A 24,752-nucleotide genomic window follows, 5' to 3' on the forward strand; every position below is an offset into this window, starting at 1 on the left:
CGCCTTACTCAACGATGACCAGAGGGGTGCCGAATTCTACAGCGTCACCATCACCAACCAGAATACGCTTGATGGTGCCTGCTTTGGGCGCGTGGATATGGTTCATGGTTTTCATCGCTTCGACGATCAGCAGCGTGTCGCCTTCGGACACCGACGCGCCGACCGAAATGAACGCAGGTGCGCCCGGTTCAGCTTGCATATACACGGTGCCGACCATGGGCGAGGTTACGGCGCCGGGGTGGCTGGCCGGATCTTCCTGTGCGGCGGGGGCTTCGGCTGCTGCAGGCGCGGCGGCAGGGGCAGCAACGGGCGCGGCCGGGGCTGCGGCAGGAACGGCAACCTGAACCGGAGCAGCGGCGACCTGGTTCATGCGGCTGACGCGCACGTTCAGGCTGTCTTCTTCGCCATATTCGCGTTTGACCTGCAATTCGGTCAGATCGTTTTCGCGCAGCAATTCAGCCAGTGCCTTGATGAATGCCACATCCGCTTCGTGTTTGGTGTCTGTCATGAGTGTCCTCGACGGTTCCCCTTTGGCCCGTCTGTTCCTGCGGGCTTTGGTCTAATTACGCAGCGTTATAAGCCAAGCGCCCGGCCATGAAAAGCGCAGTCTCGGCCTGACAGATAAGGGTTTTACCCAAGTTTCCCCGGGGGGAAAGGGGCTACAGTGGCATTCCTGAAAGTTTCGCCACCAATTCGGGTAGTTTGCGTGCCCCGAATTTCTCAAGCAGGCGCGCGCGATAGGCTTCGATCGTCCGATAACTAAGGCCCAATTCACCCCCGATTTCCTTTGCGGACAGGCCACGGCAAGACATGATGGCAACCTCACGCTCGCGAACAGTCAGTTCGACCAGGGGACGTTCTTCCGAGATGTCGGAAAAGCTCCAGATGCCATGTCGGAACGGATCGTCCGGTGTTAACGAGCGCCCGCGGGCACGGCACCAGAACAGATCGCTGTTGCGCCTCCGCATGACCCGCTCATCCGTGTAATACCCGGTGTCGCGCATCACCTGCAGGCTGCGTGCGCCTATGCGCTCCCAATCGGCGACCGAGGGGTACAGATGCAACAGAGGCATGTTCCGATAATCCGCAACCTCGCCGCCAAAGGTGCGGGCGAACTGCAGGTTGCAGCGCCGGATAATCCGGTTTTCTAATTCGACTAATCCGATTGGTGCATATTCAAAGGCGGGGTCGCTCATCCAGCTATCGTGCCGGGAATTGGGTGAAATGAGAAGGGGCTGTACGCAGATTCTGATCATAGCTGGTGAACGATGCGGCGTGCAGGTGTGTTAAATTTGTAAAGTGGTTTTGAAAATTTGCGCATAACTAATAGAAAAGAACAACAAGTTTTGAAAACATCCTCAAGAAATGACTTAATAAGTTCGTATAAGATAGGGGTAAGGGTATGCGCGATACGCTGACAGGCAGTCGCATTCGGGAAAGGCGTCAGATCGCCGGGATGCGCCAGGCTGAGCTGGCGCGGCGGGTCGGGATATCGGCATCTTACCTTAATCTTATCGAACACAACCGCCGCCGGATCGGTGGCAAGTTGCTGGTCAATATAGCGACGGTGCTGGCGGTGGAACCTTCGGTGCTGACACAGGGGATCGAAGCCACATTGATTGCCGCGCTACGCGAGGCGGCGGCTGATGCCGTTGGTCAACAGGCTGAACTGGACGGGTTAGAAGAATTCGCGGGCCGGTTCCCTGGATGGGCGGGTGTACTGGCCCAGATGCATCGGCGTGTGGTGTCGTTGGAGCGCACAGTCGAAACCTTATCCGACAGGTTGACTCATGATCCCCATCTGGCGGCGTCCATGCACGAGGTCTTGTCAACCGCTGCTGCGATTCGTTCAACCGCGGCTATTCTGGCAGACACGCAGGAAATCGAACCAGAATGGCGGGACCGGTTTCACAGCAACCTGCATCAGGATGCGGAACGCTTGGCGGATAGCTCGAAATCGCTTGTGGCTTACCTTGATGAAAGCGATTCCGCCGGGGATCATCGGGGCGTTCCGCTGGAGGATGTCGAGGCGTTTTTCGACGCCAACGGGCATCATTTCCCGCAGATCGAACAGGGTGGGCCCGGCGCTGAAATTGATCTGAGCGATCTGGATTCGGCGACAGCCAAATCCCTGACACGAGACTTTCTTGACATCTATGCTGCAGATGCCCGGGCCATGCCGCTAGAGGATGTGCAAGCGGCTTTGGCAGAATCTGCGTTGAACCCGCTGCAATTGGCGTCCCGGTTTTCGGTGGATCTTGCGACGGTGCTGCGTCGGTTGGCGGCCCTGCCGGACGGGTATCTGGGCCGCCCGACGGGTCTGGTGGTGTGTGACGCATCCGGCAGCATTCTGTTCAACAAATCCGTCCCCGGCTTTGCTATGCCGCGTTTTGGCGAAGCCTGCCCCCTGTGGCCGTTGTTTCAGGCCCTGAACAGGCCCTTGGTGCCCATTCGGCAACGCATTGTACAGCTTGGTCGGACGGCCGCTGTCTTCGACTGTTATGCCTATGCCTGGCCGCAATCCGTTTCCGGGTACGACGAGGGGCCAGTTTATCGCTCGGTGATGCTGGTACGCTCGGTCGAAGACGTGGCGCATGACGAACAGGCCGTGGCCCGGGTTGGGCCCAGTTGCAGGGTCTGCCCGCACAGCGACTGCAAGTCGCGGCGCGAACCGTCAATTCTGAGCGAAGGTTTTTGACAGTTTCCTGACACTGCGCGTAAGCTGTCGGAGACGGGTCTGCCAGTTTGTAGCCCGTCACGGGGAGGACAGATAATGAGCCGTAAGGTTCTGTTAATTGAGGATGAGCCCAACATCGCCGAGGCCATTCGGTTTCTGCTGACGCGTGAGGGTTGGCAGGTGGAAACCCATGCCGAAGGCGCGGACGCGTTGCAGGTCATTCAGGGGGCAAGCCCGGATCTGGTCATTCTGGACGTGATGTTGCCGGGCAAAAGTGGGATGGAGATTCTACGCGACTTGCGTGAGCTTGAGGATATGCAGGGCCTTCCGGTTTTGATGCTGACAGCCCGCGGCCAGTCCCGAGATCGCGAAATGGCCGAAAACGCCGGTGTCAGCCGCTTCATGACCAAGCCGTTTTCCAATACCGAGATGCTGACGGCAGTGCGCGACCTGCATGCGCAGGCGACACAGTCATGAGCACAGGCGAAGACCGGCCGCCCTCGGGGGTTCGGCCTTCGCTTTTTCTTGAGCGACAGAGTTATCGCCGGCGCAGGCTGTCAGACGCCGCGCGCCTGTTGCCGTTTTTAGGGGCGGCGCTGCTGGCCATTCCGTTACTGTGGCCAGATGAGCCGGGCGCGCCGGAAGGGGTGCCTCTGTCCTCAGCGATCTTTTACATCTTTGCCTGCTGGGCGGGCCTGATTGTTGCCAGCCTAGTGTTTGGCTTTGCTGCCCGGCGTATGGCCATTCCGGACGATTCCGAGCCCGAGACGGATTGATGGCCACGCTGAACGTCCTTATTCTGGTTTGCCTTGCCTATGTTGTTCTGCTGTTCGGGGTCGCTTTTGCCGCGGATCGGATGGCGGCGGCCGGGCGGGGGGCTTGGCTGCGATCTCCGCTGATCTACACACTGTCGCTGTCGATCTATTGTACGGCTTGGACGTTTTATGGCGCCGTGGGCAACGCCGCGCGGTCGGGGTTAGAATTCGTGACCATTTACCTGGGGCCAACGCTGGTGATGGTCGGTTGGTGGTGGGGACTGCGCAAACTGGTGCGGGTCGGGCGCAGTCAGCGGGTGACCTCGATCGCTGACCTGATTTCTTCACGCTATGGCAAATCCAATACACTGGCGATCTGTGTGACCATTCTGGCTGTGCTAGGCGGAACCCCCTACATCGCGTTGCAACTGCAATCCATTACCCTGTCATTTTCTATCTTTGCCGAGGCTGACCCCTCGGGGCTGTATCGCGAAGGTGCCAGCGTTTTCTGGGTTGCTGCAGGGTTGGCCATCTTTGCGATCCTGTTTGGTACCCGGAACCTGGATGCCAATGAACGGCACCACGGAGTAGTGACGGCCATCGCATTGGAATCCGTGGTCAAGCTGTTCGCGCTTTTGGCGGTTGGTGCCTTTGTGGTCTGGGGCGTTGCGGGGGGCGTGGGGCCGATGATGGATCGGATCGACGCCTCTGAGATCGGTCAGTGGAATGTGGATGCGGGGCGCTGGACAACGTTTATTTTCCTCTCTGCCGCGGCTTTTATCTGCCTGCCGCGTATGTTTCAGGTGATGGTGGTTGAAAACGCGGATGAAGGGCACCTGAGGACCGCCGCCTGGGCCTTTCCGCTGTATCTGCTGTTGATGAGCCTTTTTGTGGTGCCGATCGCGGTCGTTGGTCTGGACCTGATGCCCGAAGGGTCAAATCCCGATCTGTTTGTCCTGACTGTACCCTTGTCTCAGGGCAATGATTGGTTGGCGATGTTGTCCTTTATCGGCGGCTTCTCTTCGGCCACATCGATGGTCATCGTTACCGCAATGGCGCTGTCGACCATGGTGTCAAACCACTTGGTCATGCCGATCTGGCTTAGCACGCAGGAAGGGTCCGGCTCGGTTTCGGGTGACGTTCGGAATGTCGTTCTGATGGCACGGCGGGTGTCGATCGCTGTCATCATGGCGCTGGGTTTCTTTTACTACCGCCTGTCCGGTGGCGGCGCGGCTTTGGCGTCAATCGGATTGGTGGCCTTTGCCGGGATTTCTCAGATCCTGCCCGCACTAGTCGGCGGTCTGTTCTGGCGCGGTGCTACGCGGACCGGCGCGCTGGTGGGGCTGACAGTAGGTTTCCTGCTTTGGATATACACACTGCTGTTGCCGGGGATGAGTGGGGCGTTGATACCCGAAACGGTCGTTCAAAACGGGCCCTTCGGGTGGGGTTGGCTGCGCCCGCAGGCCCTGTTTGGGATCGAAGGTATGGACCCGATGGTACACACCGTAATGTGGTCACTGTCCCTGAATACGGTGGCGTTCTGTGTTGCATCGTTGCTAAGCGTTCCCAGCCCGTTGGAACGCCTGCAAGGGGCGCAATTCGTTAACGTTTTCGACCATTCGGTCGCGCCGCGCGGCTGGACGGGATCGGTGGCCCAGAGCGAAGATTTGATGATCATGACCCAGCGGATATTGGGGGCGGGCCCGGCGCAAGACTTCTTTCATGCCGAGGCAGAACAGCAGGGTGGTCGCTCTAGCCTGCCGGAACCCACGCCCGCCTTTCTGGAACGTCTGGAACGGGAACTCAGCGGCTCTGTCGGTGCGGCCACAGCGCATGCGATGATTGGCCAGATCGTCGGGGGATCATCCGTTTCGGTCGAAGACCTGTTGGCGGTGGCCGACGAATCCGCGCAGTTGCTGGAATATTCCAGCCAACTGGAGGTCAAATCCGCCGAGCTGTCCCGCACCGCGCGGCAATTGCGCGAGGCAAACACCAAGCTCACGCAAATCTCGGAACAGAAGGATAGTTTCCTTAGCCAGGTCAGCCATGAGTTGCGCACACCCATGACCTCGATCCGCGCGTTTTCCGAGATCATGCGCGATACCGACGGGCTGAGCCCCGAGGAACAGACGCGTTACGCCGCGATCATTCATGACGAAGCTTTGCGCCTGACGCGATTGTTGGATGACCTACTTGATCTTAGCGTGCTGGAAAGCGGACAGGTCAGCCTGAACGTGGGCGGGGATACGCTTCGCTCGGTTCTGGATCGGGCGGTGTCCAGTGCATTGGCCGGAACCGGGCAAACACTGACCGTCAAACGCGCGAAAGCGTCCGAGCGTATCCCGCTGTTAACCGATCTGGATCGGCTGGGGCAGGTGTTCATCAATTTGATTTCCAATGCTCAGAAATATTGTGATGCTGACGAGCCCGAACTGACAATCTCGGCGCATGATGTTGGTGGGCAAGTTGTGATTGATTTTGCCGATAACGGCAGTGGCATCCCGCCCGAGGCGCGCTCGATGGTGTTCGAAAAATTCGCCCGTGTTGGCGTCGACAAGGCCGGGGGTGCCGGGTTGGGTTTGGCGATCTGCCGCGAGATTATGCAGCGCCTGGGGGGTGAAATCACCTATCTGCCCGGTCAGGGCGGGGCGGCCTTCCGAGTTCGGTTGCCACTGGCCTATCGGCAGGCCGCGCAGTGATGTGCTTGTAAAGACATTCGTAACCAGCATGGGTTTAGACAGGGTGTCAGGCGCGGAAAAACACAGCGGATTCGAGAATGTCGCAAACGGTCAGCGCAGCATTGGCGCGCAAGCTTTCAGCGGGACGGGAAGAGCAGGGCGATAAGCCACGCTCGATCTTGCGGGCGCTGCGGCTGGCTTTTGCCCGCTCGGCCGGGGACAATTTGCAACTCCCGCTTGTTGTCATAGGGGCCAAACAATCCAACCGTACGCCGGACATGCTGGCGGGGCCGGTTGGGGAAGATTGGTTGATGCTGCAGTTTATGAACAGCGAAGGAATCTCTGCCGCTGTCTGCATGGATCTGGGCGCTGTTTCAGCCATCGTTCAAGTGCAAACGATTGGTGAGGTAATGGCGGATGATCCTGCGCCACGTGCCTTCACGCACACGGATGGTGCGATGGTTGCCCCGTTGGTCGAGCAGGTCTTGGCACGGTCTGTGGAACTGGTGGATGCGCCCTTGGATCAATCCAGTTTGTTGGGGTATGAATTTTCCACGCGTTTGGCAGATTTGCGCACATTGTCGCTGGCGATGGTTGAAGATACGTATCGGGTGTTTGACCTTACCGTGGAACTTGGCGGTGGCCTGCGGCAGGGCCAAATTTCTGTCTTTCTGCCCGATTATCCGGCAGAGCAGGAGGGGGAGGTCAGGGAAGAGGACACAGGTCCAAACCTTGAACAGGCTTCGGGTGTTTTGCGGGCAGAGTTAAACGCGGTGATCTGCCGAATGACCTTGCCGCTGGCGTCGCTGTCTGACCTTGCCGTTGGGGATGTGCTGCCGTTGACGGGATCACGGCTGGATCGGGCGCAGGTCTTGACGATCGACCGCGCGCCCGCTGCCGTTGGCCGTTTGGGGCAATGTGGCGGGATGCGCGCCGTGCGCCTGAACGAATGCGCACCGCTTACGGCGTTGACCCAATCTGAAGCGGAGGAGTTTCTGGAGGCCCGGTCGCCTGTGGCATCTCATCAGGAACCGGACATGCCCGCACAACCAGAGATGTCGCAGATGCCTGTGCCGTTCGATTCAATCGCACCGGAGGATTTGGAAACGAACCTGAATTTTGCCGACTCAGATCAAATGGTTGCCGAAATTTCGCAGCTGGCCGGGTTGTCGACGCCCACAACTGATCCCAATAATTCTAGCTAGTTTACTCAGTGTCGCCGCGGATCTGCTCAAGGATCGGGCGCAGGTTGTCCAGCGTGTAACCCGCTTTGGTAGTCGCGTTCAGGATGTCGTCCGCACTCATCCGATCGCACTGTCCCAATGCCCACACTACCGAACACCGCGTGCCCGAGGCGCAATAGGCCAGAACCGGTCCGCCGCAGCTTTCGGCCAACTCGCGTTGCAGGGCCACATTTTCAGGGGTCATGGTCTGGTGGGTCAGTTCGAGAACCTCGTATTCCATTCCCGCCGCACGCACCGCGTCGCCAATGGCGTCTGATTGCATGTCCGCAGGAACCTCGACATTGGGCCGGTTGCAAATCACTTTGACAAAACCGGCATCGGCGATGGCTGGGACGTCCTCGACCGAAATTTGCGGCGAGACGGCGTAGCGGGGGGTAATCGGGCGAATCTCCATGGCAATTGCTTAGGCCGCGTTGGCGGCTCTGTCCAGTTTCGCACCAAGGGTAGGGGCAGTAACCATGCCCACAATCATGGCGATCAGGAACACAATTCCGCCAACTCCCCCATAGCCAAGCGAGGCAAGGGCCGGTCCGGGGCACAGCCCAACCAATCCCCAACCCATGCCAAACAGAACAGAGCCAAAGATCAACTGGCGGTCCAATTCGGGTGCGGCTTTTTGCGGAAACCTCCCTCCGGTCAGTGGGCGGCGGTTGGACGTCAACCGCCATGCGACAAGCATGGGAAGGATCGCCCCAGCCATCACAAAGGCGAGCGTTGGATCCCATTGTCCGAACAAATCCAGCCAGCCCTGCACTTTGATTGTGTCGGTCATACCAGAGATCAGCAGGCCGATTCCGAACAACGATCCTGCAAGAAATGAAATGACTACGCGCATCAGATCAGCCCCCAGACATGGCGCAGCAGAGCGACCGTTGCGATCCCAGCCATGATGTAGACGATTGTGGCGACAATGCCCCGCAAGGAAAATCGGGATATTCCGCAAACGCCGTGCCCCGATGTACACCCATTGGCGATGCGTGTGCCCAAGCCCACCAATAGACCGGCGATAATCACGAGAGTGATGTTCCCGGTCAGATGAGTTTGGGCCGCGGGCAAGAGCAGGGGCCGCAACAACAAGGGCACTCCGATCAATCCCGCAAGAAAAGCCAGCCGTTCAAGTGATCGATCACTGCCGTCGACCAGTCCGCCCAGAATGCCACTGGCCCCCATGATGCGCCCATTGCCCAGTAAATAGAGGGCAGCACCCAGCCCAATCAGAAGACCTCCGCCAAGGCCCCATATCCATTCAGGTTGCATAGTTTGTCCTTTGCACGACAGCCGCCAATGTTTCAGAGTTTGTTCAGTGGCAGTTTCAGGTAAACGTCGCCATCTTCATCGGCTGGCGGCATCTGCCCTGCACGCATATTCACCTGCAGCGACGGCAGAATTAGGCGGGGCATGGGCAGCGTTGCATCACGGGCGTCGCGCATTTCAACGAACTCTTCGACAGAGCGTCCATGACCAATATGGACGTTCAGCGCCTTTTGCTCTCCCACGGTTGTTTCCCAAGCATATTCGTCGCGCCCCGGCGCCATGTAATCATGCCCCACAAAGACGCGCGTCTGATCCGGTAGTGCCAGAATTTTTTGGATCGATTCGTATAGCGTTGCGGACGACCCACCTGGAAAATCACAGCGCGCCGTGCCGAAATCGGGCATGAACAGAGTGTCGCCGACAAACGCGGCATCGCCAATCACATAGGTCAGGCAGGCCGGAGTGTGGCCGGGCGTATGCAAAACATCGCCGCGCATCTGACCAACGTGAAAGCTGTCGCCTTCGCGGAACAGGGCGTCGAACTGACTGCCGTCCCGCTGAAACTCGGTCCCTTCGTTAAAGATTTTACCGAAGGTTTCCTGAATGGTAACGATCTGATCCCCGATCCCGATCTTACCGCCCAGCTTTTCCTGCAGATAGGGGGCAGCGGATAAGTGGTCGGCGTGCACATGGCTTTCCAGAATCCATTCAACCCGCAGGTTGTTCGCCCGCACGTACTCGATGATCTTATCGGCTGCGTGCGTACCCGTCCGGCCAGAGGCGTGGTCAAAATCCAGAACGCTGTCGATAATCGCGCATGCAAGCCCTTCGGGCTCTTGCGCCAAGTAGGAAACCGTAAAGGTCTCGGGGTCGAAAAACGCTTTTACTTTTGGTGTCATGTGGTCCTCCGCCTATGTCGGTAATTCATATATCAATTACGGAATATATTGCAATCAACACTGCGTGATTTGATGCGGGTCAATGCAGGGTAGCCTCGTTTCGAGTAAAAATTAATCAAATCGCCCCCGGTCGCAAAAATAGTCCGACGAACAGGCGGTTTTCCGCGCGATTGTGTGGCAATCTATACGGGTCTTAAAACGGTCACATATATCAGACTAAATGAAGACATTTGGGAGGATAGAAATGTCGTCAGTCAATTTATACTCAGAGGCCGAACAACTTGAAGAAAAGCTCAGCGGAGCGTGCCTTGATACACGTCTGGCATTGCAACCAAGTGTGGCCAAAGTGATTCAACGGATGCGCCAGCAGGGAATGCATGTCCCGTCGCGCCTACGTCGTTTGGATGCAGCCCTGTGCGAAGATGCGATGGAAGCGCGCTTTGATAATCTGCCCGTTTGAATTCAACGGTCAGCCAAAAGAAATCCCGACGATCACCACCATCAGGCCAAGAACCGACAAAAACAGTGATGCCAGGTTCCACGGCAATACACCTTGAACAACAGCGCGCAGTTCCTCGTCCGACAAGCCGGACTTGCGCGCCTTCATCACACGCAGGATACACCAAACCAGGCCGCAGAGCCCGGCAAGCGACAGGGCGGCACCGCCCCAGGTGATGAATTCGAACATGGTTCCCCACATTTGCTTGTCAATTCCACCAGCGCTTAGCGGATAGCCACTGCTCACACAAGCCCGGCAGGATTGGGTGCTTGCGGCCCGTGCGGCAGCAATGTATCCGGCGTAGAGCCCGCTGTCACAGCATCAGATATCCACCTCTGGGAGAGACATTTATGGATGACATGACCGAAGATCAGGCCACTGCGAATTATCGTGTTACCGCGGGTGAGCTGCGCCAGTTCATCGAACGCTTTGAACGCCTGGACGCAGAAAAGAAAGACCTTGCGGAACAGCAAAAAGAGGTGATGGCGGAGGCCAAAGCCCGTGGATACGACACCAAGGTCATGCGCAAAGTAATCGCGCTGCGCAAGCGCGACAAGGACGATATTGCCGAAGAAGAGGCGGTGCTTGAGATGTACAAGGAAGCGCTGGGCATGAGCTGAAACAGGGCTGGGTCCGTCTGACGATTCTTGTCATGCGGGTCCCTCACATTCACGATCAGGGTTTTAGAACACGCACGCCCGGTACGGCACCAAGCCGTTCAAGATCCTGTTCGTACAGTTCGGAAAACGCGTCCACGATCTCGGTGGACCAGCCGGGCATGTCCAACTCTTCCTCAATTTTCTCAGGCAGCGCGTGCTCTTCAAAAATCTGAGCCAACTGTTCATGCAGGGCTGACCTGTCTTGCGGCTCAATTTGGTTGCTCAGGGCCAGCACTTTGGTTTGTCCGGCTTCATCCAGCAAAGTCGCCAACAGGTCATATTCATCCACCAGCGTCGTACTGTCGTCCAAGCCAGTTAAAGACCGTATAATGTCCCCCCAGATAAACGGGGTGTCCTCATTGCTCCACAATGTGATTTGAACGCTGGGGGCGAGGTCCTGAATGTCTTCGATCATGCCGATCCAGCTAAGGCAGCTCAGGTCAGTGTTTCGAACAATTTCGGCACGCTCACCTTCGGGCAGCGACATTAGGAGTTTGGGGATAAAGCTGCCCGGATTTCTGAGCCCTATGAACAATTCAAGTTGGTGTTCATCAAAGGCTTGCTCCAACAGCGCCATTCTGCGACCGGCTAAAGGATACAACTGCCCTTCCTGCAAGGCATCAGCCGGTTCACCCGCGAATCTTCCACTGGAAAAGATCGCGCGCTGGGTATGTGCATCGTTTGGCAGAATGCTATTGAGGTTTTGGGATAATTCGACGGCCTCAGTTCCTAACTTTTCAAAAATAGGATTGAAGCTCCTGTTGTATCGCCGCGGGCCAAAAATCTTGACCCCGTTATTTTTCAGGATGTCTGAGTTTTTCTTCAACGAGTTCAGCACGCGGCCTTCATCTGTAAAAGCCGCGCCCGCGTGGATAGCAACCTTCATTTTCGGTTCTCGTCCTTGCTTTCAACTCTTCTAGTCGGGTTACAGCCTGCGGTCGGAACAGTCAAATCCACACCATTCTGCCCGGTTGTTTCTTCGCGTTGCCAAGAAATCCGACATTCACTAAGTTAAGATAAAAATATGGGCTTGAAGTCTCCAACAAGAGAAAGTAATCGACACTCAGTGCCCCTATAGCTCAGCTGGTAGAGCAACTGATTTGTAATCAGTAGGTCCGCGGTTCGAGTCCGTGTGGGGGCACCAGAAACTAATGAAATTACTTAAATATCAAAGCGTTAAAGCGCAGTCGCTAGATTCGAAGGTGACACAAGAGGTGACGTTATGCCTTTAGTCATCGCTGAACTTGGAGCGATCATGATCTTAGCAAAGCACGTAACGCAGAAGAAAGAGGGTGGTGTTAACCAAGTCCTAAGCGGTCACTGTCGTGAGAACGAGGTGAACCTCTTTTTGGATGTCTGCGTGCAACAGCTGCCATCGACATATTTATTCCGAAATGATCGACCATCGTCGTCCAAGCCAATTTCCAGCAGCTTCTGGCACTGGCCGCCAAGATATTCAGAATAGTTTCTTTTTTGTTGCACCCAGTGACGTTTCAATAGGGGCAGGCGCTATGGGCTGTTCAGCTCAACTCGATGGTATTGCCGAAAAAATAGATGCTGGAAGGTTTCGTTATACTTTGTATGAACTCCACCCAATCTTCTCCGTAAAATTGCTCGAAAGATTCCGGGTAGGCCCAGACTGCATTGTGGTAGGTAAATGTGGTCAGCAAAACACCTAGCGTGCAGGCGCTGGCAAATTCCCTCTGCTTACCTTTGAAAAGCATCGAAACAAACAGACCAGCCATGCTTGCAAGGCCAATTCCGACAATGTCTTGCGCGCCGGGTTGCCCACTTCCAGGCACGTTAACCAGCTGAGACTGAAAATAGCGTGTCAGAAAAACTGCAATAGCACCTAGGAAAAATGCTCCAATGAAAGAACCGGGGTATGCTAATCGTACCCAGATGCTGTCTGTTCTGACAGGAGTGGCTTTGCCGGCGGCCACTTCGGCGCGCTGATTGATGCTTGTAACGCGGTCCTGAAAGGACTTTTGTTCTTTCTGCATAATAATACTCAGGGACCTTGATGAATCATCTCAATCAAACACCCCTCGGAGTAGCGAAGCTGTAATGAGCGTGCAACCCAGGCGCGTGTGATCCTGTTCTGAGTAGGGCTTGCGCATCATTTTGGGAAATCACGTGAGGTTGCGTAGCAAGCGTGTGGGTCGGCAACAAGCTGCGTGCTTCTTGGCCCACGCAAGCATTTACAGCCGGGATGTTTGCCGGTTCTCTTGGCGGCAAGCAACTTGCGGCTTTTCAATCACTTTGGTTGGCAGTATGAGTTTCGGAAGTCACCCGCTTTACAGCTTTGGTGGCGCGCGGATGTGGCGAAACTGGTAAACGCAAGGGACTTAAAATCCCTCGCCCTAGGGCTTGCGGGTTCGATCCCCGCCATCCGCACCAATTTTTACTGAAATGAGATGGTGCCAGATTCCCTTTGCCCGAGATTACAGCCGGCTTGGCAGCCAATGCGGCGACTGTTCAGTAAGATGGATGGCAGCTAAAGCGGGCTTTAAAGTACGGTTCTAATGATGTGTGATCAGACCGGAAAACCAAGTTGGTTGATCAGGCGCCAGATATCACGGTTTGCCGTCGACAATTGCGCTACGATGCTTTCGATTTCCTGAATGGCCTTTTCATCAACCGTGTCTTCACGCCCCAGCTTAATATCGGTCTTTCGGTCCGCAATGCGCATCAGGATGGTCTTGGGGTTCCCGCTGTCGGCATCAAAGGAATAGATGCAATGGTTATACCTGTTCCGAATGGACGACAGTTTGGCCAGCCGTTGCGTGTGGGCCAGGATCGGATCGCGAATTTCGGCAGGGCGGCCTTCCATCTTGGCAAGACGTTCAACCAGATCGATCCGGGCGCGCGTCGTGTTGAGCGTCAAGAAGATGATAACGGCGACGTCCTTGTTGGTGCCGCTCAACCCGGCAATCAGGTGGATCAACAGGCTTTCTGTGTTGGTCCACATGTAGTTCAGTTTGCCGACCAGCAAGATTAAGCGGTCAAAGCGGGTTTCCAGCGTCTCAGTCAATGGTTTGTCCGTGCGCTTCATCGGACGCCACTTCGAAATAGAACTGTGCTGCCGCGGTCCGGTTGCTTACACCGATCTTGCCGGCAACATTGTGCATGTGCAGCTTTACCGTGTGCTCAGTGATGCCGAGGTTCGACGCGATGATCTTGTTGCTTTGCCCTTTCGAGACAAGGTGCAGAACCTGTTTTTCCCGCCGCGTCAGCCGGGAATAGATCGGATTAGGTTTCTTTGGATTTTGCTCTGGCTTTGCGGGAGTTTCACGCAGCAAGCGGGGTTTGTTCTGATTTTGCAGATTTGACAAGCAATCAGCCATAAAGCACGGCAGATACAATTCCTCATGCATCAGCAGGCGCAGAATGGACCGCCACACATCCGGTGCAACATTCATGGGAAGATAGCCGACATCCCCGAACTGCCCCCGATCCCAGTTTTCGAACAGAAAACGGGCCGAGTCCTCTTTTCGGTACGCAAAGGCCAAACAACCTGATCCGGTTGCTTCGGTATAGACCTGCGGGCGGGCCAGCAAATCGTCTAACATAATCTGATCGACAACAACCACTTTGCCAGCCGCGGCAACCGGGGCGCCGGAAGTTTTCAAGTCGGCGATGTCGTCATACCGATGAGCGGCCACACCGAATTCGGATTGAACGCTTCGCAGTGTCTGGTTGGAAAAGAAGAGTTCCTTGCCGATGAAATTGATCGAGAAATCTTCGGTACTAACATCAAGTTGGGCAATATTATCCTGTAACGGATTGCTCATTATTTCCCCCTTTAAACCCACGCCACAAAATCGGTGACGAAATCGTAAACAACAATCGGAACACAAATTAACGGCAAATTAGCCGACAGTCCTGACCGACTATACCTGAAAGTCTAATTTTCTTCAATAATTCGTATCGCCCTGCCAATTGGGACTAGAACCATTGATTAGGTTCGCCATGGCCGTTCTCGTAAAAGTAGAGAAAAATTATGGATTTAACCGAGTGGTCGAACTTCCGCCACATTTTCGTGTATTTGCGCGTTAATTTTGGGTTAATTTTTAAAATTTTAAATTAAATCAGCATCTTACCATATCTAATGCTTTAGGGCAGCTATTCAGGCAGCCTTCCCGCTGCAACCATGTCCCTGCTTCAATTTGAGAAGCTTGGTTCCTGACGTGTCCGCGATTCGTGAATTTGCACGAATCTTGATTATCGCGGACAGCGCATCGGCTTAGCCGGGAAAGGAAGGTGGTGAACGAATCAACCAAATGAAACCGCTTCATGCGCGTATTGCGCCTGAATGCTCAAATTTTTTGTTTCAACTGCGCCAGTAGCCGTTTTGTAGATGAATGACGGTCGGGCGCTTAAAAAGTGGAATTTTGAAATGAGACGCAACCATCAACAACCCGTCAATGATATTACAGCCATCGGCGAAGTAGAAGTCGATGAAGCATATGTTCATGTCGAAGCAGACGTGACCGTTGAAGAAGCAGAAATTGACGCGAACAATAATGAGCAAAGTCAGGGTCAGGACCAAGGCCAGGACCAGGATCAGGGTCAGGATCAAGACCAGGGTCAGGATCAGGGTCAGGAACAGGGTCAGGAACAGACTGCAGACGCGGACCAGCAACAGGGTCAGGACCAAGGTCAGGATCAGGACCAGACTCAAACCAACGGTGACAACACCAACGATAACTCCAACTCTGTAAACATCGACTTTGGTGAGGAAGGTCTCCGCCCCAATGACGATGATCTGGTTGATGTCGATGTGTATGAAGGTGGCTCGGTCGAGGACATCATCACGGTCGGAAACGACTTTAACTATGATCCGGGCGACGACATGAACCTGGATATCTCGTTGGACGGTCAAGGCAACGACATGCTGGCCATCAACAACCAGGTGGCCCACCTGAATGACGATGACCATCTGGGCGCGGCACGTGTGTCGAATGACGGTGGTACCTTCGAACAGCACGGTGATGCCCATGGTGGCGAAGCCAACGCTGCTGAAGGTATTGCGTCACACGCAGACGGCGGTGACTCCGGTGACGGTGGATCAACTGACGGCGGCAATGCAATGTCGTACACCAAAGGCGCATCTGCCTATGCCGGTGGTGGCGATGCGGGTGATGCTGACGCCGACGCAGATGCCGGAAACGGCGGCGACTCGGGTGATGCAACGACCTTGGGTCTGAACGTTGGTAAAGGCTACGCAAGCTCTGACGGTTCCGGTGACGGTGGCGACAGTGGCGATGCAAGTGCCGACTCGAGCGCCGACAATCAAGGTGACTCGGACGCGTCGGATGCGGACAGTGACGGTGGTGACGGCGGTAATGCCGGATCGATCGGTCTGGGTCTGGGTGTTGGTCTTTCAGGCGCTGGCAATGACGGCGACTCAACCGGCGGTGACAATGACTCCGATGCTGACGCTGACCAAGACAGCGATGCAGACGTCGATTCCTCGACTGGAGACGCAGACGGCGGCGACAGCGGTGCTGGCAACTTGGGTCTGGGCCTTGCAGGTAGTCTTGCGGGCAGCCTTGCCGGTAGCGACGCCAGCGGCGACGGTGGCAACAGTGACGGTGGCAATGCCAATGGCGGCGACGGTAGCAATAACGACGCAACTGGCGGCGCGGGTACCGGTGGTGCCGGTGGTGCTGGCAGCCCTGACGACGACTTCGAAGCTCCGTCAAATGGTGGCGGTGCCGGTGGACCTGGAACTGGCGGTAACGCGTTGAACGAGAACATCACCGGTGGCGGAACTGGCGGTAATGGAGCCGGTGGTTCAGGTGACGGTGGTGACGCGGATGCGGACGCAGATGCGACTGCGGATGCTCAAGGTGTCGGTAACCAGGATGCGGATTCCGCGGGCGGTGCCGGTGGGTCCAACAATTCCGATGGTTCGGCAGATGCTAGCGGATCCGCTGACGCGATGGCCGACGGCGTCGGTGGCGGCGGCGGAGCACTGGATCTGGATGCAACTTCGGATGCCAGCGGTTCTGGGTCTGTAGACGCTGACAACGACGCTGGTGATGGCGCAGCTTCCAGCCTTTGGGCGGTTGCGGACACTGACGGATCCGCTGACGCGATGGCTGACGCAATCTCTGGCTATGGCGGCGCAGGCAGCTCCGACAACGATGCAACGGCTACCGGATACGGTACATCGGACGGTACGTCCACGTCGGGCATCGGTGGCGGCGGCGGTGCTGCACAAGCCATGGGTGGCCAAGGCGGTAACTCGCACGGCTTCGTCGATATTGGTGACACCAAAGGTGGCATGCAGCAAGGCGGCGACGCATCGGGTGCGAACTCGGGCGCAGGTGGTGCCGGTGGCAACGCTGGTGACTGGGGCTCGGGCAACGGTGGCGATGGCATTGTCAACGGTGAGTCGCACGCATCGGCCGCAGCGGTCGTCGATACTTCGGCGTTCAACCAGTCGATCGTCATGGGTGCCAACGTTCTTGGTAACTCGGTCGATACGACCATGGTTGGCGGCAACATGTCGTCCAGCTACTCCAGCGACGACACCGACGTTTAATCGGAATCAGAGCCCGCTTTGGCGGGCTCTGACCTCTTAAAAACTGCCGGGGGCGCATTATGCGGCCTCGGCCCAACTTAACCTAAACCGGAAATTTCAGGCCGGGGAGGGGAAAGGAAACTAAAATGGCACTCGACAGTATTACGGAACAAATTGCACATTTTGTTGGCACTTTTGAACTTACGACCGAACAGGCCCGTTGGCGTGATTTTTATGAAGAATTTACTGCTCTGCGTAAGAAAGCAGAACTTGAGGGTCTCGAAGATCCGGCCCGCATCAATGTCAAAGCCAATCTGAAAATGGATCCGGGCGATTACGGCCCGGTGCCTTACAAGTTTGGACCCGCACAAGATGATGTCCCCCCACCAACGGAAAATTCTGGTCTGATTGATGGTGCTGATGGGGCACCCGGCCCTGCGATCGGCCCGGATGCCATCTTGCCCGAAGATGCGCCGGGATTCAGCTCGTTTGTGCAGATGAACATCATTCTGGAGCCCGAATACATCACCGAGCTGATTGGATCAGCGGTCACCTACACGGTGCAGAAAATCCATCTGATCGACAACGATGTCGTGGGCGAAGGTGACTTCCGCGATGTCGAGGCCCTGATGGCGCAAGCCGACGCGCTGCAAAGCGCGGCACTGTCCTTGCATGCCATATCGACCCCATCGATCCACATCCAGGACTATCAGTCCGGTGAGGCTGTCGAACAACTCATCGAACAAATGCAATCGCCCATTAATCTTGAGATTGAAGGCGTAACGGTACATCAGTTCCACGGCGAGGATGCCTCGGGCATCATCGTGAATGGCGAGTATGTCGATGAAATTCCGGACTTTTTGAAGCTGCTGCCGGAACATCACAAGGAAGATTTGGAGGACGAAGACGCCGAGGACGAGTTGGCCGAGGCATTGCCGGCCGAATGGGATCAATCCGAAGACCCCGAATTTGAAGACGGTCATTCGGTGGTCGCAGGTGGCAACTATGCCGTCAACGAGGTCGCGGTATCAGTTGGCTGGGTCGATGCGCCCAACATCGTGGTCGGTGGGCAGGCGATCAACCTGACCGCTGTCAGCCAGGTCGCTGTTGTCTCTGATGTCGACCAAGGTGCGCCGGGTGCGCAAAGCGACACGCATGTTGTCCAGTCTTCAAACATCGCGACCGAAGCCAACGAGGCATCATGGGTGGAACACAATGTCTCGGATAATCCCGATCAGGACCCGGTTGTCATGATCGACTGGATTTCCGGTGATCTGCTGGTAACCAATTTCATTGAGCAGCTTATCGACGCCACGGATATTGACCACATCAATACGGAAATCTCAGCTTCGTCCACAGCCTATACGCTGGGCGATAATGATATGGCTAATGTGACCAACATCATTCAGCTGGGCAGCTACTATGATGTGATCATAATTGGCGGCGATATGGTCTCGATCGACGTTGTGAACCAGACCATCGTTTTGTTGGACAATGATGTGATTCACGGCGCAAGCCCAACGGATGCTGAAGACAATCTTGTAATGAACCAGGTATCGTTGACGACCGAAGGGGAAGACACCCACGAAGAGTTAAGCGACAATCTGGCCAGCACGGTATCTTTGCAAGAGGTGGATACCGATGCACTGGAAGACGCGTTGTTGAACGATCCGATGTTTGCCGGAACAGAAGTGGTGCGGGTTCTCAAGATCGAAGGTGACCTGCTGCAGATCAACGTCATTGACCAGGTAACCATGTTGCAGGATGACGACGATGTTTACGTCGAAAACTCAAGCGGAGAAGGGGTTTCCGCGCTAGGTGCGGGCAACGCGCTATTGAATTCGGCCAACGTGACCAAAATGGGAATCGACTCTGTCGTGATGGCGCAAGAGGGCGAATATTCGGATGTGATGTTGCATCAGGCCAGCCTTATCGACAGCCCAGAAGAGGAAAATGCCGAGCTTGTCAACGAAGCGATCGCGATGTTGTTGGAGGATGTAGATGGGCCGGGCAATTCGGAAAACGCCCCAGGCCAGAGCAATCTGACGTCCTCAGAAGCGGCTGCCATCGACGACGGCCTGCAATCTATGCTAGCGTAGTAACCCTGTTTGTTACGAGTGTTTTGAAAGTTTTAACATGTCGATTGTTTTTCCGTCGCGCCCGAGACGATACGCCAGTCCGTTGGATCGTAACGCTGGTGCCGTTTCCAAGCCGCCAAGTGCGAGCAAATCAGATTTGAAACGGAAAAAAGTTCTCGGATTGCGCTTGAGCGAAGATTTACGCGTTAGTAATCCGCCAGACGGTGAACGGGAGGCAGTCGCCAAAAGCGATGCGAGCGCCGGCAAAACCGTGAAAGCTGATCCTGAACATCACGAAGTGAAAGAGGAACCGCACCTGCGCGCCGGACCTTCCCCCCGGCGCAAGCAGCCGCAGCCTGCCGAAGACAATGACCAACAGGGCAGCGGTGATGGGGTGGCCGATGTCGAGGGCCCCGATCCTGAACCCGTCAATAAAACGAGCGACCGTACACCCCCCGCGTCGCGCTCGAGTGGCGGTGATCGCATGGGCACCACTATCGAGGCCAAAGCGAACGAGCCAATGCTGCGCAGTAATTCTGGCGGCGGCGATGGCAAGGGGCCACCCCAAACATTTCACAAGCGAACGCCGCCTGAAGATTTTCAGGCGACGTTGCGCACTTCGTTACGCGCGATCTATCGCAATCTGGCTTTTGTGCTGGTTCTGACCTGTGCAACGAATGTTCTGATATTGGCGATCCCGATCTATCTGTTCCAGATCAGTGACCGCGTCCTGACTAGCCGGTCGTTGGACACGCTGATCATGTTGACCGCCATTGTCGCCGGGGCAGTGATTTTCCAATCCGCCTTCGATGCGGTGCGGCGTTTCATGCTGATGCGCACCGCGGTTGAGGTGGCAGCCCGTCTGGGTGCCCCGGTTCTCAGCGCTGCGGCGCATGCGTCGCTGCATGGCTCTGGGCGGGAATACCAAACACTGGGTGATTTGCAGCAAGTGCGCAGCTTTTTGGTCTCGGGGACGCTGATTTCCTTCCTGGACGTGCCCTTCGCACCATTGTTCATCCTGATGATCTTTTTGGTTCACCCGCAGCTTGGGATGATCGTGATCGTTACGGCGGTTTTGCTGATGACAATTGCATTCATCAACCAGCGTATGACGGCCAAACCCTTTGCCGAAGCCAACAAGGCGCAGTCCATGGCCAACATGCATCTGGATTCGATGTCGCGAAATAGTCAGATCATCAACGCTCTGGCAATGATCCCCGAGGCCGTGCGCATCTGGGGACGCGACACCGCACAATCCCTGACATGGCAGGTCCGCGCGCAGGACCGGAATGTGATTTTCGCGGCCATTTCGCGGGCGGTGCGTTTGCTGACGCAGATCGGCATTCTGGGTTGGGGCGCGTTTCTGGCTTTGCAGGGGGAGATCACCGGCGGCATGGTCATTGCGGCCTCAATTATCGCGGGCCGCGCTTTCGCGCCGATCGAGGGTTCGATCGAAGGCTGGAACGGCTTCCTTCTGACACGCGGAGCCTATGGCCGGATCAATCAATTGCTATCCAACTCGGCCCTGCAATTCGAAAAGCTGCGCTTACCGCGCCCCGAGGGTCGGCTGGACGTGGAACGCCTTCTCTATGTGCCTGGCGGCACCAAGCGTGTTGTGCTGAACGGGATCAGTTTCTCGCTGAACCCGGGTGAAACTCTGGCCATCATCGGCAACTCGGGTGCGGGCAAGACCACGCTGGGCAAAACGCTGGTTGGGTCAATCCTGCCCACATCCGGAAGCGTCCGGCTGGACCTGATGGATATCCGCAACTGGGATCCGCGTCAGTTTGGCGAAAGCATCGGCTATCTTCCGCAGGACGTGCAATTGTTCCCCGGTACGATCAAAGACAATATCGGCCGGATGCGGGACGATGCGACCGACGAACAAATCCACGACGCCGCCGTTCTGGCCGATGTACACAACATGATTGCCACGTTGCCGCAAGGCTATGAAACCGTAGTGGCTGCGGATGGGTCACCCTTGTCGGGTGGTCAGAAACAGCGCATCGCACTGGCGCGGGCCTTCTTTGGCAATCCGCGCATGGTGGTTCTGGACGAGCCGAACTCGAACTTGGACGTTGCTGGTGACAGGGCCCTTGCCCGGGCCATCGAACAGGCACGGGAAAGCAAGATTACCGTCGTAGTGATCACGCAGAAACCAACGCTGCTGAACGTGGTCGACAAGATCATGCTGCTGACGGATGGCCGTGTGGCGCTGTTTGGTCATCGCGAACAGGTTCTGCAACAACTGAACGGGCCGCGTAATAATCAGCCCGGCATTCAAAACAAATAAGGGGGGTGCGACATGAATGAACTGGTACCCGTGAACAACGATCCCAATGATCCGACCGTCTGGTATGCCGAAGTTCCACGCTCGATCAATCGTCTGGTTGTAATTGGGCTTACCATGCTGGTTGTTTGTTTTGGCGGTTTTGGCGTCTGGTCGTTCAGTGCACCGCTGGCCGCTGCTGTGATTGCACAAGGTAGTTTTGTCGCGACAGGTCGCAACAAGATCGTGCAGCACCTTGAAGGCGGTATCATCGAGGAAATCCAGGTTGTTGAAGGTCAGGCCATCAAAGCCGGGCAAGTGATGATGACGCTGGACCAGACCTCGGCCGAAGCCAATGAGCGTGAATTATTCATCCGTAAAATCCGCCTGCAGGCCATGTCAGATCGTCTGAATGCCGAGTACAATGAACTGCAGCGGCTGGAGTTCTCGCCTGACCTTATTGCCAATTCAGAAGATACAGAAGTTCTGTCCATTCTCGATGGGCAAAAGATCACTTTTGATCTGTCCCGCAAGACGCTGTTGAACGACATCGCTCTGCTCGAACGCAACATGGAAGCTCTGAGAATTCGCTCCAGCGGGTTCAATGCACAGTTGGACAGCATGGTGCGGCGCTCGGAAATCCTGCAGGAAGAACTCGAAACCAAGCAGGCGCTGTTCGAAAAAGGCCTGGTGCGCAAAGGTGAGCTGAACACGATCCGTCGGGTTCAGGCCGAAGCGGAAGGGCAACAAGCACGGCTGCAGGCCGAAGCGGCTGAGATCAGCCAGATGCTGTTGAAATACGAAGAACAGATTACCCGCACCCGTGCTGCCTATCGTGAGGCCGCGCTGGATGAGTTGGGCGTGATCGAAGCCGATCTGGAAAGTGTCCGTGAAAAAGCTCGCCAGGCCCGCAGCGTTCTGGACCGCGCCGTTGTGCGGGCTCCGGTATCCGGCACAGTGGTGCGACTGCACTATCATACGCCGGGTGGTGTGATCGAAACCGGTGAACCCATTGCCGAGATTCTACCCGCAGACGCTCCGCTGATCATCGAAGCACAGATTCCGCGCACCGAAATCGACAGTGTTGTGACAGGGCAGGACGCCACCGTGCGTCTGGTCGCCCTGAATCAGAGGACAACACCGGTGCTGCAAGGGCAGGTGTTCTATCTGTCTGCGGACTCGGTGATCGAGGATTCAACTGGAGCCCCGCAAGAGGTCTATCTGGCCCGCATTTCACTGGAACCAGAAGAGATTGAACGCGTGCGCGGCTTTATCCCAACACCGGGTATGCCCGCCGAGATCATGATCCAGACCGAAGAGCGGACCTTTGCGGCCTATATCGCGAAACCTGTGACGGACAGCATGTCGCGCGCATTCCGCGAACAATAGCAGGGGCGGTCTACACCTTCCATTTTTCGCATGTTAGCCTTCGGTGATATTCACCGGAGGACTGCTGATGCCATTGACCGTAAAAGCCATGATGGAGGCCGCAAATGCGGTCGTCGAACGTGTAGACACCGATTTTGCCCAACAGGTCATGGAACAGGGCGGGTTGCTACTGGATGTGCGCGATGCTGTTGAATTGCAGCAGACGGGCCGGGCCAATGGTGCCCACCACATCCCGCGCAGCATGCTGGAATTTCGCGCCGATGATAGCTTGCAATCTCACGACCCCGAGCTTCGGAAAAATCGCCCCATCGTTCTTTATTGCGCCGCTGGTGGCCGCGCCGCTTTGGCCGGTAAGTTGCTGAAAGACATGGGATATGAGCAGGTCTACAATCTTGGCGGATTGCCCGATTGGATTAATGGTGGGGGTGAGGTGTCGTCCTAAAGGATCAGGCGTTCAGAAACGCCCTAACGGCGGCTTCGAATTCGCGCGGTTTTTCGGCGTGCAGCCAGTGGCCTGCACCGGGGATTTTGGCAAACCTCGCGGCCGGGAATAGCGTGCGGATCAGGTCACGGTGTTCAGGCAGGACATAGTCAGAATCGCCGCCCGAAAGAAACAGGGTCGGACCATCCCAGGTTGCGTCCAGCTGCGGAAAACCCATGATTTTGGGCATCTCGGCGGCCAGAACATCCAGGTTCAGTAGCCAGCGTTGCCCCTGAACATCCAGCGACTGCGTGAAAAAGCTTTGAAGCGCTTTTTCTACACCCAGTTCGGCCAATTGCTGTGACGCATCCGAACGTCGCTCGACTTTTGACAGGTCAACGGCGCGCATCGCCTCGATGAACTGGATCTGGCTATGAGAATAGGTGACTGGCGCGATGTCGGCGACCACCAGTTTGCGCAGCAGTTCGCCGTGTTGCAGCGCCAGCGTCATCGCTGCCTTGCCGCCCATCGAATGGCCCACCACGTCGGCTTTGCCGCCAAAATGCGCGATCACTTCGGCCAGATCATTGGCAAGGTCGCCATAGCTGTGCTGCTCGGTCCACATGCTGTACGCGTGGTTGCGCATATCAACGGCCACGACCTGCCGCTCATCGGCCAGCCGTCTGGCAATTACGCCCCAGTTCCGGGCCGAGCCGTACAGCCCATGCGCAATCAGCAAAGGGGGGTTCGCGGTCGGTTCACCATGTATGATCGTGTTCAGCATGAAGTCGTGATACCCGCCGTGAATAGAAACGACCAGCCCCATTGTCGCCTTCGCAAGAGGCGGTTAGATTGGCGGGCTTGGAGGCTTCGTCATGTCGGAAAAAACAGATATCCAAACCCAGATCGCGCAGACGGTTCAGTTGCTGCGCAAAAAGTTGGGGGTGCGGGACAAGACGCTGACGGCTTCGATCCGCAAGGCCAAGCGACAACTGCCCCGGCGGATTTACAAACAGGCCTTGCTGTTGGCCAGTGCCGAGCCGATGGCGGCACATCCAAAGCTGCGGCTGGTTCTGGATACCCCGAAACTTGCTCGTGCGTCAGAAGAGGTTCAGGCGCATCTCAGCGGTATCAATCGCGCCGACCGGCGGCTGGGCTGGTTCCTGGGGATGCTGGGAGGACTGGCGTTCAACCTGATCGCTTTAACGATTCTGTTGCTTGTCTTCTTGTGGTGGCAGGGTTTTATCTGATCCGTATGGAAAACGGCGCCTCAAAGGCGCCGTTCAAGTATTTGATTTTCGACCTGATTACAGGTTCGGATAGAGAGGGAAGCGCGCGCAGAGGTCTGCGACCTCGGCTTTGACCTTGGCTTCGACGGCGCTGTTGCCGTCTTCGCCA

General features: G+C 56.3%; 25 protein-coding genes and 2 tRNA genes. 15 read left to right on the plus strand and 12 right to left on the minus strand.

The genetic code is table 11. The annotated features are described in order from the left end of the window. Positions 1-4: 4 nt before the first annotated feature. The gene (gene accB / locus ACR0M2_RS19745; protein ID WP_170351336.1) at positions 5-508 is read right to left on the minus strand and encodes an acetyl-CoA carboxylase biotin carboxyl carrier protein; all 504 of its coding nucleotides are present in this window, start codon (positions 506-508) and stop codon (positions 5-7) included. Positions 509-659: 151 nt separating this feature from the next. Continuing rightward, positions 660-1,196: a LuxR C-terminal-related transcriptional regulator gene (locus tag ACR0M2_RS19750; RefSeq protein WP_170379191.1), complete on the minus strand. Its 537-nt coding sequence runs from the start codon at positions 1,194-1,196 to the stop codon at positions 660-662. 206 nt (positions 1,197-1,402) lie between these two features. On the opposite strand from ACR0M2_RS19750, the gene ACR0M2_RS19755 reads away from it, so the two are divergent. The 5 genes from ACR0M2_RS19755 (at position 1,403) to ACR0M2_RS19775 (ending at position 7,315) form a co-directional block, all read left to right on the plus strand. Next, positions 1,403-2,698 carry a helix-turn-helix transcriptional regulator gene (locus ACR0M2_RS19755; RefSeq protein WP_170379193.1) on the plus strand — a complete coding sequence of 432 codons (1,296 nt, stop codon included), beginning with the start codon at positions 1,403-1,405 and terminating at the stop codon, positions 2,696-2,698. A 75-nt stretch (positions 2,699-2,773) separates the two neighbouring features. Beyond that, positions 2,774-3,154, plus strand: coding sequence for a response regulator transcription factor (locus ACR0M2_RS19760; RefSeq protein ID WP_170379195.1), 381 nt, complete (start codon positions 2,774-2,776; stop codon positions 3,152-3,154). Then, positions 3,151-3,453: a hypothetical protein gene (locus tag ACR0M2_RS19765; protein ID WP_170351332.1), complete on the plus strand. Its 303-nt coding sequence runs from the start codon at positions 3,151-3,153 to the stop codon at positions 3,451-3,453. The genes ACR0M2_RS19760 and ACR0M2_RS19765 overlap by 4 nt, the downstream gene beginning before the upstream one ends. Further along, positions 3,453-6,131, plus strand: a complete 2,679-nt coding sequence (locus ACR0M2_RS19770; RefSeq protein ID WP_170553944.1) for a sensor histidine kinase — start codon at positions 3,453-3,455, stop codon at positions 6,129-6,131. Before ACR0M2_RS19765 ends, ACR0M2_RS19770 begins: the two co-directional genes overlap by 1 nt. A gap of 77 nt (positions 6,132-6,208) precedes the next feature. Beyond that, on the plus strand, positions 6,209-7,315 hold the full coding sequence (locus ACR0M2_RS19775) for a FliM/FliN family flagellar motor C-terminal domain-containing protein (protein WP_480706752.1): 1,107 nt from the start codon (positions 6,209-6,211) through the stop codon (positions 7,313-7,315). Position 7,316: 1 nt separating this feature from the next. On the opposite strand, the gene ACR0M2_RS19780 is transcribed toward ACR0M2_RS19775, so the two are convergent. From ACR0M2_RS19780 to ACR0M2_RS19795, 4 genes are read right to left on the minus strand one after another with little or no spacing between them, the layout of a single operon-like run. After that, positions 7,317-7,748, minus strand: coding sequence for a protein tyrosine phosphatase family protein (locus ACR0M2_RS19780; RefSeq protein ID WP_170362573.1), 432 nt, complete (start codon positions 7,746-7,748; stop codon positions 7,317-7,319). A 9-nt stretch (positions 7,749-7,757) separates the two neighbouring features. Beyond that, positions 7,758-8,189: a DUF6691 family protein gene (locus tag ACR0M2_RS19785; RefSeq protein ID WP_480706753.1), complete on the minus strand. Its 432-nt coding sequence runs from the start codon at positions 8,187-8,189 to the stop codon at positions 7,758-7,760. After that, positions 8,189-8,611: a YeeE/YedE family protein gene (locus tag ACR0M2_RS19790; protein ID WP_170362575.1), complete on the minus strand. Its 423-nt coding sequence runs from the start codon at positions 8,609-8,611 to the stop codon at positions 8,189-8,191. The genes ACR0M2_RS19785 and ACR0M2_RS19790 overlap by 1 nt, the downstream gene beginning before the upstream one ends. A 32-nt stretch (positions 8,612-8,643) precedes the next feature. After that, complete coding sequence (locus tag ACR0M2_RS19795) at positions 8,644-9,507, minus strand: MBL fold metallo-hydrolase (RefSeq protein WP_170351326.1); 864 nt, start codon at positions 9,505-9,507, stop codon at positions 8,644-8,646. Between the two features lie 244 nt (positions 9,508-9,751). On the opposite strand from ACR0M2_RS19795, the gene ACR0M2_RS19800 reads away from it, so the two are divergent. Further along, positions 9,752-9,967 carry a hypothetical protein gene (locus ACR0M2_RS19800; protein ID WP_170351325.1) on the plus strand — a complete coding sequence of 72 codons (216 nt, stop codon included), beginning with the start codon at positions 9,752-9,754 and terminating at the stop codon, positions 9,965-9,967. Positions 9,968-9,976: 9 nt separating this feature from the next. Here the strand turns inward: ACR0M2_RS19800 and ACR0M2_RS19805 are convergent, their stop codons facing one another. After that, a complete protein-coding gene (locus ACR0M2_RS19805; RefSeq protein ID WP_170351324.1) occupies positions 9,977-10,195 on the minus strand; it encodes a hypothetical protein in 219 nt (72 codons plus the stop codon). 161 nt (positions 10,196-10,356) lie between these two features. Between ACR0M2_RS19805 and ACR0M2_RS19810 the strand changes: the two genes are divergently transcribed. After that, positions 10,357-10,626, plus strand: a complete 270-nt coding sequence (locus ACR0M2_RS19810) for a DUF2312 domain-containing protein (protein ID WP_058282431.1) — start codon at positions 10,357-10,359, stop codon at positions 10,624-10,626. Between the two features lie 55 nt (positions 10,627-10,681). On the opposite strand, the gene ACR0M2_RS19815 is transcribed toward ACR0M2_RS19810, so the two are convergent. Next, on the minus strand, positions 10,682-11,266 hold the full coding sequence (locus ACR0M2_RS19815) for a hypothetical protein (protein ID WP_254429622.1): 585 nt from the start codon (positions 11,264-11,266) through the stop codon (positions 10,682-10,684). 467 nt (positions 11,267-11,733) lie between these two features. Here ACR0M2_RS19815 and ACR0M2_RS19820 point away from each other — a divergent pair. Beyond that, positions 11,734-11,809 (plus strand) — tRNA-Thr (locus ACR0M2_RS19820). A gap of 376 nt (positions 11,810-12,185) precedes the next feature. On the opposite strand, the gene ACR0M2_RS19825 is transcribed toward ACR0M2_RS19820, so the two are convergent. Continuing rightward, positions 12,186-12,668 (minus strand): hypothetical protein, encoded by a 483-nt coding sequence (locus ACR0M2_RS19825; RefSeq protein WP_480706754.1) that lies wholly within the window; start codon positions 12,666-12,668, stop codon positions 12,186-12,188. Positions 12,669-12,980: 312 nt separating this feature from the next. Here ACR0M2_RS19825 and ACR0M2_RS19830 point away from each other — a divergent pair. Further along, positions 12,981-13,065, plus strand: a tRNA-Leu gene (locus ACR0M2_RS19830). A 136-nt stretch (positions 13,066-13,201) separates the two neighbouring features. Here ACR0M2_RS19830 and ACR0M2_RS19835 read toward each other — a convergent pair. Next, on the minus strand, positions 13,202-13,699 hold the full coding sequence (locus tag ACR0M2_RS19835) for a hypothetical protein (RefSeq protein ID WP_254437464.1): 498 nt from the start codon (positions 13,697-13,699) through the stop codon (positions 13,202-13,204). After that, entirely contained in the window at positions 13,692-14,459 is a 768-nt protein-coding gene (locus tag ACR0M2_RS19840) for a helix-turn-helix domain-containing protein (protein WP_480706755.1), read from the minus strand. The genes ACR0M2_RS19835 and ACR0M2_RS19840 overlap by 8 nt, the downstream gene beginning before the upstream one ends. Before the next feature lie 605 nt (positions 14,460-15,064). On the opposite strand from ACR0M2_RS19840, the gene ACR0M2_RS19845 reads away from it, so the two are divergent. The 5 genes from ACR0M2_RS19845 (at position 15,065) to ACR0M2_RS19865 (ending at position 23,375) form a co-directional block, all read left to right on the plus strand. Then, positions 15,065-17,218, plus strand: a complete 2,154-nt coding sequence (locus ACR0M2_RS19845) for a hypothetical protein (RefSeq protein WP_480706757.1) — start codon at positions 15,065-15,067, stop codon at positions 17,216-17,218. A gap of 125 nt (positions 17,219-17,343) precedes the next feature. Next, the gene (locus tag ACR0M2_RS19850) at positions 17,344-19,296 is read left to right on the plus strand and encodes a type I secretion protein (RefSeq protein WP_480706758.1); all 1,953 of its coding nucleotides are present in this window, start codon (positions 17,344-17,346) and stop codon (positions 19,294-19,296) included. A 166-nt stretch (positions 19,297-19,462) separates the two neighbouring features. Then, positions 19,463-21,568: a type I secretion system permease/ATPase gene (locus ACR0M2_RS19855; protein ID WP_437436476.1), complete on the plus strand. Its 2,106-nt coding sequence runs from the start codon at positions 19,463-19,465 to the stop codon at positions 21,566-21,568. A 12-nt stretch (positions 21,569-21,580) separates the two neighbouring features. After that, a complete protein-coding gene (locus ACR0M2_RS19860; protein ID WP_170351284.1) occupies positions 21,581-22,933 on the plus strand; it encodes an HlyD family type I secretion periplasmic adaptor subunit in 1,353 nt (450 codons plus the stop codon). A gap of 67 nt (positions 22,934-23,000) precedes the next feature. Next, the gene (locus ACR0M2_RS19865; RefSeq protein WP_170362583.1) at positions 23,001-23,375 is read left to right on the plus strand and encodes a rhodanese-like domain-containing protein; all 375 of its coding nucleotides are present in this window, start codon (positions 23,001-23,003) and stop codon (positions 23,373-23,375) included. A 4-nt stretch (positions 23,376-23,379) separates the two neighbouring features. Here ACR0M2_RS19865 and ACR0M2_RS19870 read toward each other — a convergent pair whose 3' ends face one another. Continuing rightward, positions 23,380-24,180: an alpha/beta fold hydrolase gene (locus tag ACR0M2_RS19870; RefSeq protein WP_413247496.1), complete on the minus strand. Its 801-nt coding sequence runs from the start codon at positions 24,178-24,180 to the stop codon at positions 23,380-23,382. A gap of 49 nt (positions 24,181-24,229) precedes the next feature. On the opposite strand from ACR0M2_RS19870, the gene ACR0M2_RS19875 reads away from it, so the two are divergent. Further along, positions 24,230-24,604 carry a hypothetical protein gene (locus ACR0M2_RS19875; protein ID WP_170362584.1) on the plus strand — a complete coding sequence of 125 codons (375 nt, stop codon included), beginning with the start codon at positions 24,230-24,232 and terminating at the stop codon, positions 24,602-24,604. The last annotated feature ends 148 nt before the right edge of the window (positions 24,605-24,752 follow it).

The organism is Ruegeria sp. BE10, assembly GCF_056538905.1.

Coding starts and splice junctions, on each gene's coding strand:
- accB (WP_170351336.1), bottom strand. CDS start 508: ATGACAGACACCAAACACGAAGCGGATGTGGCATTCATCAAGGCACTG.
- ACR0M2_RS19870 (WP_413247496.1), bottom strand. CDS start 24,180: ATGGGGCTGGTCGTTTCTATTCACGGCGGGTATCACGACTTCATGCTG.
- ACR0M2_RS19800 (WP_170351325.1), top strand. CDS start 9,752: ATGTCGTCAGTCAATTTATACTCAGAGGCCGAACAACTTGAAGAAAAG.
- ACR0M2_RS19840 (WP_480706755.1), bottom strand. CDS start 14,459: ATGAGCAATCCGTTACAGGATAATATTGCCCAACTTGATGTTAGTACC.
- ACR0M2_RS19775 (WP_480706752.1), top strand. CDS start 6,209: ATGTCGCAAACGGTCAGCGCAGCATTGGCGCGCAAGCTTTCAGCGGGA.
- ACR0M2_RS19825 (WP_480706754.1), bottom strand. CDS start 12,668: ATGCAGAAAGAACAAAAGTCCTTTCAGGACCGCGTTACAAGCATCAAT.
- ACR0M2_RS19770 (WP_170553944.1), top strand. CDS start 3,453: ATGGCCACGCTGAACGTCCTTATTCTGGTTTGCCTTGCCTATGTTGTT.
- ACR0M2_RS19795 (WP_170351326.1), bottom strand. CDS start 9,507: ATGACACCAAAAGTAAAAGCGTTTTTCGACCCCGAGACCTTTACGGTT.
- ACR0M2_RS19860 (WP_170351284.1), top strand. CDS start 21,581: ATGAATGAACTGGTACCCGTGAACAACGATCCCAATGATCCGACCGTC.
- ACR0M2_RS19845 (WP_480706757.1), top strand. CDS start 15,065: ATGAGACGCAACCATCAACAACCCGTCAATGATATTACAGCCATCGGC.
- ACR0M2_RS19865 (WP_170362583.1), top strand. CDS start 23,001: ATGCCATTGACCGTAAAAGCCATGATGGAGGCCGCAAATGCGGTCGTC.
- ACR0M2_RS19790 (WP_170362575.1), bottom strand. CDS start 8,611: ATGCAACCTGAATGGATATGGGGCCTTGGCGGAGGTCTTCTGATTGGG.
- ACR0M2_RS19850 (WP_480706758.1), top strand. CDS start 17,344: ATGGCACTCGACAGTATTACGGAACAAATTGCACATTTTGTTGGCACT.
- ACR0M2_RS19760 (WP_170379195.1), top strand. CDS start 2,774: ATGAGCCGTAAGGTTCTGTTAATTGAGGATGAGCCCAACATCGCCGAG.
- ACR0M2_RS19875 (WP_170362584.1), top strand. CDS start 24,230: ATGTCGGAAAAAACAGATATCCAAACCCAGATCGCGCAGACGGTTCAG.
- ACR0M2_RS19780 (WP_170362573.1), bottom strand. CDS start 7,748: ATGGAGATTCGCCCGATTACCCCCCGCTACGCCGTCTCGCCGCAAATT.
- ACR0M2_RS19765 (WP_170351332.1), top strand. CDS start 3,151: ATGAGCACAGGCGAAGACCGGCCGCCCTCGGGGGTTCGGCCTTCGCTT.
- ACR0M2_RS19785 (WP_480706753.1), bottom strand. CDS start 8,189: ATGCGCGTAGTCATTTCATTTCTTGCAGGATCGTTGTTCGGAATCGGC.
- ACR0M2_RS19755 (WP_170379193.1), top strand. CDS start 1,403: ATGCGCGATACGCTGACAGGCAGTCGCATTCGGGAAAGGCGTCAGATC.
- ACR0M2_RS19750 (WP_170379191.1), bottom strand. CDS start 1,196: ATGAGCGACCCCGCCTTTGAATATGCACCAATCGGATTAGTCGAATTA.
- ACR0M2_RS19810 (WP_058282431.1), top strand. CDS start 10,357: ATGGATGACATGACCGAAGATCAGGCCACTGCGAATTATCGTGTTACC.
- ACR0M2_RS19805 (WP_170351324.1), bottom strand. CDS start 10,195: ATGTTCGAATTCATCACCTGGGGCGGTGCCGCCCTGTCGCTTGCCGGG.